Origin of the sequence: Micromonospora sp. M51, from assembly GCF_018070305.1 — a bacterium.
GTDB lineage: Bacteria > Actinomycetota > Actinomycetes > Mycobacteriales > Micromonosporaceae > Micromonospora > Micromonospora parva.
The window spans coordinates 1-7,273 of sequence record NZ_JAGPXZ010000275.1; the positions used below are offsets into that span (position 1 = coordinate 1).

Consider the following 7,273-nt stretch of genomic DNA (forward strand, 5'->3'; position numbering starts at 1 on the left):
CTGATCACGGGGAAGGCCGGCTGGCCAAGGCGGCGGTCCCGCGGACCGTCTGGGACGCGCTGCTCGAGCGGGCCACATCCGAGTCTCGCTTCCTCATCGGCACCGCCGCGTATACCCGAGGCGAGCACGATGTGGCCGAGGCGGCGATGCGCCCGCTGGCCGACTCTGGGGATCCGATCGCAATGTTCAACCTTGCTGTCCTGATGAGCCGCCGGACGGCCTGGGACGAGGCGAGGGACTGGTACCGACGCGCCGCGGACGCTGGTCATACCGCTGCCATGGTGAACCTCGGAATGATGCTGCGGGAGTCCGGCGCGGACGTCGAGGCCGCGCAGTGGTACCGGCGGGCCGCCGGTCAGGGGCACGTGGCGGCGATGACGAATCTGGGCGTGCTCCGGAAGATCGGCGGGGACCACGCCGGTGCCGCCTACTGGTACCGGCAGGCGGTGGAGTCTGGTGACACCGACGCGATGTACAACTTGGGACTGCTGATGGAGGAGCGGGAGGAGCCGGAATACGCTCGTCTTTGGTACGAGCGAGCCGCCGAGCGAGGGCATCTACTCGCCGGCGAGCAGCTGCACGACTTGGCCGAGCCCGAGACCGGATCCGCCGAACTTTCGCCCGAGTCGGTGACCCTCTACGACGACTGCTCGCCGGCGCCGGCCCGGATCGACCCAGGGCCCATCTGGCGGCAGTACCGGAACCACTTGATCGCCGACGCCGGGTTCCCTCACGCCGCGGCGTCCGCGGTCGAAGCGCATTCGGCGGAGCTGATCCGCCGAATGCCTCCGGCGGAATCGGCGAGGCCCTTCCGGAGCCTCTTAGTAGGTCATGTAGGTGCGGGCATGTCGACCTGGATGATCGCCACCGTTGCGATGGCGATTGACCAGGGGTATCGCCTGATCATCGTGCTGACCGGCCCGCTGAATGCGCAGGAACAGCAGACGCGGCACCGGATCGAGCGTGCCCTCGGTGCCAGGGACGGGTTGGACTCGGCCCAAATCCATGTCGTAAAAAAGAGTACGGCGGCGGTGCGGCGGCTGATCGCCGAGATCGACAGCGAGCAGGCTTCCCAATGGCCGGCACTAGTCATCGACGACGCGACCGACGAAGCGACCATCTCGGCGATGCCCCGCCGAGACTGGAAGCACACAGCACGAGCCGAGAGCTCCCTCGCGGGGCTGCTTCAGCGGCTGCTGACACAGCGACTACCCCAGGCATCGTATGTAGCGTTCGGCAAGACCCTGTTCACGAACGCGCTGGTGGATCCGACCCATCCCGCGGAACTGTTCCCCCGGGATCTCGTAATGTGCCTTCCGACACCGGACAATTACGTCGGGCCGAAGATCCTGCAAGACCTCAACCCGGAAGTGTTGGAGTCCGCAGACCCAGCGGCCGTATCCGAGCAGCCGGCCCACGTCCGCCTCTTCGAACGACACGAGCTAGATGAGTCGCTGCGGGCCGCGGTGGATCTCTGGATTTTGACCGGCGCGGTCCGGCGGCATCGCGAACGGTCGGGCTACGGCCCGGTCAGAGAACACGTCCTGCTCGTCCACGGCCCACGCCGAATCGACGAGCGCCGGCTGCTCGCAGAACACATCAAGGCGCTCTGGCGTGAAGACGACGGCGACCGGACCCGGAGGCTGCGGCACCGGTACGAGAGCGACATCCTGCCGGTCAGCCGATCGATTGCTCCCGAGCTACCAACTCCGCCGAACTTTGAGGATCTGCAGGCCGATCTCACCACGGCGCTTCAACTGATCGGTGAGCAGCCAGTTCAGGCCGATTTGAGTACTCACGACGAGCAACCCGGCCAAGCTCCGGGATGGTCGGTCGTGGTGCTCTCCGGCACGAACCGGCACACTTTGTCGAGCAGCACCGTGATTACGCACATGTGGCACACCGCAGCGTCGCTAGACAAGATGTCTCAGGCGGCACAGTCGCTGGGGTTCCGCGCGGCCTACCAGGATCTGATCCGCTTCGTGACGACGCCACCCCTGCATCGCCCGCTACTGGCGGCCTTTCGAGCAGAGTTCGTCGCCCGGCACGGCCTCGCGACGTTCGGCCCACTCACACCCCGGCAATTGCCACAGGCCCTGGTGGCCCTGCGCCCCGACACCCGAGTCCAGCGTCGAGACCGGGACTGGAACGCGTACCTCGTCGAGCGACGATCACCGGGACACCCAATCGAGCCAGTAGCCTACCCAGTCGGTGGAGCGACGATCCTTCAGAATCTCCAAGCTTGGCAACCAATCCTGCACACCCCACGAACCAGACAGCACTTCCGCACCGGGAGCCGCGACGGTCAGTTCTCCGCCCTGGTGTCGGTCATCGACCATCGGCTGCTGATGTCCGTGCTGAGCGAGCTGACGTGGCTGCCGGAGGATGCCTTCCGACCTCACCTGAACTGGTTGCGGAGCCTGACCGAGCGTCAGCTCGGCCGATGGGTCATCGTGTTCCCCGAGCATCCACGCCCAGATAGCGCCCGGACGATCCTAGGCAACGGACCATTTTCGATCTCGGTCCGCCGGCGTACCGAACGCGGCCCCTTTAGAGTCATTTCCACACCACTGCACCGGGCAACCGCGCGTCGGATCGCCGGTCTCAGCTCGCCGGTCGCCGACGGCATCGCGGACCGGTTCAGCGGGCCGGCCACTGGCTGCCTCCTGGTCTACGCCATCGAGGAGAGCGCCCCGGCAGGGGTCGCCGGCGGAGCCGCCGACGAGAAAACGACGACCCTGGCCTTCCACATGGCCACCCCAATGAGCACCGCACCGGCCGACGGGACGCACAGTGCCTGGGACGTTCGGTCACCCGACGATGCCTCGGCGGTGACGACCGACGATGCCTGACTTGAACCGAGGACAACCTCTTGTCGAGCCTCGTTCAGGACTTGTCATTGCTTGTCAAAACCCCTTGTTACAATCCGTAGCCATCCTGCCTCTGTCATTGACTATCAGAAGTAGACATTGAGCTGCGCAGACGTGATCAGGCAATGATCGCCACTTGTCACTGGTTGTCAACCATGCGCGGGGGTTTTCGGGGGGTAAACGGGGGGCCGACAGGGGCATCGCCAGTCCACCGCGTCCCGCTCCCCCATCAGCAGAACGCCCGTCACCAAGGGAGCAGTGCGCCCCCTACCCATTCCATACACGCTGGCCGCAGGCATGGGGGGTCGTGTCGGTGGGGCGATTTGGACCCCAAGTACATGATCCAGATAGCGTCTGAGCTGCAATTATGCTGATCGCGTGGGTCTGCCGCTGCCCTGAAACGACCGGCAGACCCACCCGCTCGCCGCTCAGCACCGCTGACACAGTCCAGCGCAAACCCATCCTTAGCGCGTCGTCAGCGACCTCATGGCCCAGACGAGCAGGCCGACTCTCGGCCTGCGGCAGAGCGCGACGACCCTGGACGTGGGGGCACCCGCAAGCCGAGGTGAGGGACTTACGTGCTTTGGAACCGGCCGACGTCATGGCGTGCGCCCGCCGCCCGCCCGCGGTGATGGAGGCCGGGTAAGGCCTCTGGCCGGGCCGGGAGATTTCCCGGCCCGGCTGCTCACAGAAGCGCCTCAACCACGTCGTCCGACGGATCGAACAAGCGCGCGACCGGCCCCTGCAACCGGCTCGCCTCGACCGCCCGATTGAAGACCTCGTTCTTGACCGTCTGGACCGGTTGCCGCTTCGCTGCCCGCAACTCAGCGAGCGAGGTGTGCAGAGCCATGAAGGCGTCCGCCGTGCGGCGGACGATGTCAACGGCTTCCGTCCTGCCCACCACCCTGGCCTCGAGTAGATCGGGCAGGGCACGGAACGCCCGAGCGCACCGCTCCGCCTGATTGACCGCCCGCTTGATCGCGAACCCCGCTTCGTAGCCAGGTTCGCCGAGTTGGACATCCATGAGCGTGCCGAACATCATCGCCGCCAGCCGCCGTACCCGCTCGAGCGTGTCCGGCTGCTCCGGCACCTTGCAGTCAGGCGTGAACGTCACCTTGATGAGGTCGTACCTCATGCAGTCGCCGCCCTGTTGACCGGCACCCAGCGGGCGGGGTCGCCGTGCCGAAGGTGGGGGCCACTCCATCTCTGCGCAATCGCCCTCGCCGAGGACGGCCGCGAGTCCCGCCTCGACGTCGAGCACCTCGGAGAGCTCTTCGTCCAGCTGGCGGTAGTCGTCCTCCATCAGAATGTCCCGCAGGCCAGCTTCAACGTCAAGGATCTCGTCGAGCTGCTCCTCGAAGCACTCCGCGGCGGCACGTAGCGTCGCGTCGACGTCGTCGAATCGCCTATCCATCTCCGCCCCCTCGGTCACTGCTCGTCCCGATCGCTGGCCTGCAGTAGCGCGGCGAGGGTCTTCCTGGCCTTGTAGAGGTTGCTCCGGACGGCTTCTGGCGTCATCCGCAACTGCTTGGCGATCTCGGCCGGCTCGTACCCGTCGAACGTCCACGCCATCACCTGACGCTGGCGGGGAGGCAGCGCGTTGAAGAGCTGGACCACCTTCTGCTGCTCCTCCCAGAGGACGGCTTGGTCGGGTGGCACGCGCAGGAGCGGGTTGAGTGCCGTCACGTCGTCGGTGAGCACCTCCGCCGGGCTGGTGAGCTTCCGGATGGCCTTGCGGGATGCGACGGTCCGGATCCACGCCCGGGGTTTGTTGATATCCCGCCACTTCCGGTAGGCCTCACGCATCGCCTCTTGGGCGGCGTCGGCGGCGTCGGCCGTCGGGATTCGGAGGCTGGTCACCAAAAACCCGATCAGGGGCTTGATCTCGCTGCGGAAGAAGGCCTTGAAGTCCTCCTCCACGTCCGCCTGTACGTCCAGGGCCGGTTCACAGGACGGGGGGTGACCGAGGGTGTCGGTGTACCTCTTGACCTCGATCAACTCCCATCGCCTTCCGGAAGAAGGCGCTGACTCTGCCGCGCGCTCATCCATCACGACCTCCGCGGGGATATCGGCACGGTCAGTGTGATGCAGGACCCGTCGGCGCGCTGGTCTCGCAGCCGACCGCCTGCGGGTAGCGCCTCGGCGATCGCGATGAGGGAGTCACCGCGGGTCTTCTCCTGGCGCACCCGCCACCGGGCACGGATCCACAGTGCCAGCAGCCCGGTGAGGCTGGTGACGGTGGCGGCCGCGAGTCCGCCCCAGCTGAATACGTCCACTGAACCTCGCTTCACTCGTCGGGCCGCGCCGGTGCGCGGCACTGATGGGTGGAGGGTGGAAACCGTGTCCAGCGTGAACCGGTCCTTCAGAATCTTCTTGGCGCCTCTGAGCCAACCCGCTTTCATGGAGCTTCTTGATCATGGGCTGGTGGCCGTGGGGAGGAAGTTGTCCGTGGCAGCACCGAAGAAGTACCCCGATGAGCTACGCCAGCGCGCTGTGCGCTTGTACCGCGAGTCGGACCCGAAGCCGGGGCCCGCGTAGTCGCTGGATTAGCAGGGGGTGGGGGCAGTTCACGGGCGGCCGACCGGAAGCCCGACGTGGTAGGTGTAGTTGACGATGCCTCGGTTACCGCCGTTTTCGGGGGTGAATGGGCGGCAACCAGGCGCGGCGCATCGCTGTCGCCAAGCTGGCGCAGGTTAGCGCACCGGGTGGCGCTGATGTTGACGACGCGACCGACTACGCCTGGTTCCCATGGTCGGCGGGACCCCGCCGACCATGGGAACCTCCGCCGCTGCAACCCCTGGACAACGGCCACCGGTGGCTATCCAGGGACCGGGTATACCATGGAAACACCACGAGGGAAACCTGGCCTCGCTGGCCTGCGATCACCGCACCGGACCGCCCCGACCCGTCACCAATCTCGTCCGACTTGGTTCTTCAACGGGCACCGCTGGAGATCAACATGATGGTGGCATCCTTGGTGTATGGGATTCTGGGATATCAATGATTCCATCGGGTCGATTCTTGCCGGTGTGGCCGCTGTGACGGCGGTGGTCGTATCGGGGCTAGCCGCTTTGCGCGCCCGTGATCGGTCTCGAGCGGAGGCCGAGGAGACAGGGCGACAGGTTGCCCGGCTTGTGACCGCAGACATCGTGTCTGAGCCGAATGTGCACTGGGACAACGACCATCTGCCACGCCCTGCCAACGCCCCGCCTCGCGAATATGACCAGGTGATTGTTCAGGTGGACAACCACAGCGGCGAGCCGATCTCATCCGTGATGGTGTTTCTTCCAGAACGGGCGTTACCCCTGCATTTCGGGACGGTCGGGCCCGGCCAGTCGAAGCGCAACGGTTGGCTTGACGCTCCAGAGCTCTGGCACGTGATGCATATCGGCTGTGGATGTCCTGGTCACCCCTGGCACCTCGACCTTGAGTTCGTGTTTACCGATAACCGCAGGGCTCGCTGGCGCCGAAACGGTGAGCAGGAGCCGGTTCGGCTCCTGCCGAACGACGACGTAGTGGAGGACTGGAAGCGGCGGCAAAAAGTCCTCGAGGAGGAGCGCCGGTTGGCCAACGAGCGGTTGGCTGCGGACTGGGATGCGATCGACCCAGGTAGCCCTTAACATATTCGACGACGGAATTGCGCATCCAAACTCTCCGCTGACTGACGATCTCGCTCCGAAGACCCAACCGAACGCCGGCAGGACGTCGTCTAACTTCTCGAGAGTCGGCGCTTGTATCGTCAACTGGGTATTCCCCACCATCTTCGCCGAGCTGGCCTCCCGCACGGTTTCGCGCTGCGACCAGCCCGACGGCATGGGTCGCTGTCGGGCGGGCCAACGTCGGCGTGAATCTCGAATGCTCTGCCTCCCGCCGCCACCCCGCAAGGTGGACTTCCCCCGCTTTGAGAGAGACTAAAGGACGTCTCGTAACTCGGTGAAGGCGTTGCCGGGGCAGGCGGAATGGCAGGCCGCGTACCAGCGTGACCGTGAGGGCTTGGCGGGCTGCTCCGGCGTCGGCTGGCGATCGCCGATCAGAGCGCCCGGGAGCTCCGGCGTGCCCCGAGCCCGTCGAGCAGTTCGCTCACCTTCTCCCGGGCATAGGGATCGCCGTAGGCGGCTCGGGCTCGCACGTCCTCGGTGCGACCCACTTCGATGAGCAAATCGGTCAGCACCGCCGCCGCGTGGTAGTCGCCCCTGTCGGCCCGGACCTCCAGCACGCTGACCGCCTCGTCGATGCGGTCTTGGTCGACGAACAACGCGACCAAGCGGTCGAGGGCCCCTTGGTCGCCCGCGGTCACTCGAGCCCGCAACTCCTCGTAGCGCCCTTCCCGCACGAGCAGCTCGGCGAAGATGGTGGGGAATCCCCAGTTGACGATCCAAGCGCCGACTCTCGAGAAGTAAGAC

Annotated in this window: 6 protein-coding genes; 2 read left to right on the forward strand and 4 right to left on the reverse strand. The window is 66.0% G+C overall.

What is annotated here, in order from left to right; genetic code table 11:
• On the forward strand, positions 1-2,852 hold a 2,852-nt coding region (locus KBX53_RS16375), incomplete at its 5' end, for a tetratricopeptide repeat protein (RefSeq protein WP_210860174.1).
• Positions 2,853-3,555: 703 nt separating this feature from the next.
• Here the strand turns inward: KBX53_RS16375 and KBX53_RS16380 are convergent.
• The 3 genes from KBX53_RS16380 to KBX53_RS16390 are packed head-to-tail and all read right to left on the reverse strand — an operon-like array spanning position 3,556 to position 5,146.
• Positions 3,556-4,302, reverse strand: coding sequence for a hypothetical protein (locus KBX53_RS16380; protein ID WP_210860177.1), 747 nt, complete (start codon positions 4,300-4,302; stop codon positions 3,556-3,558).
• Entirely contained in the window at positions 4,299-4,919 is a 621-nt protein-coding gene (locus tag KBX53_RS16385; RefSeq protein ID WP_210860179.1) for an RNA polymerase sigma factor, read from the reverse strand. The genes KBX53_RS16380 and KBX53_RS16385 overlap by 4 nt, the downstream gene beginning before the upstream one ends.
• Positions 4,919-5,146 carry a hypothetical protein gene (locus KBX53_RS16390; protein ID WP_210860181.1) on the reverse strand — a complete coding sequence of 76 codons (228 nt, stop codon included), beginning with the start codon at positions 5,144-5,146 and terminating at the stop codon, positions 4,919-4,921. Before KBX53_RS16390 ends, KBX53_RS16385 begins: the two co-directional genes overlap by 1 nt.
• Positions 5,147-5,851: 705 nt before the next feature.
• On the opposite strand from KBX53_RS16390, the gene KBX53_RS16395 reads away from it, so the two are divergent.
• Positions 5,852-6,490: a hypothetical protein gene (locus tag KBX53_RS16395; protein ID WP_210860183.1), complete on the forward strand. Its 639-nt coding sequence runs from the start codon at positions 5,852-5,854 to the stop codon at positions 6,488-6,490.
• Positions 6,491-6,900: 410 nt separating this feature from the next.
• Here KBX53_RS16395 and KBX53_RS16400 read toward each other — a convergent pair.
• On the reverse strand, positions 6,901-7,273 hold a 373-nt coding region (locus tag KBX53_RS16400), incomplete at its 5' end, for a hypothetical protein (protein ID WP_210860185.1).

Bases quoted from the DNA above. Each gene is read 5' to 3' on its own strand.
- KBX53_RS16385 (WP_210860179.1), bottom strand. From the start codon at position 4,919: ATGGATGAGCGCGCGGCAGAGTCAGCGCCTTCTTCCGGAAGGCGATGG.
- KBX53_RS16395 (WP_210860183.1), top strand. From the start codon at position 5,852: ATGGGATTCTGGGATATCAATGATTCCATCGGGTCGATTCTTGCCGGT.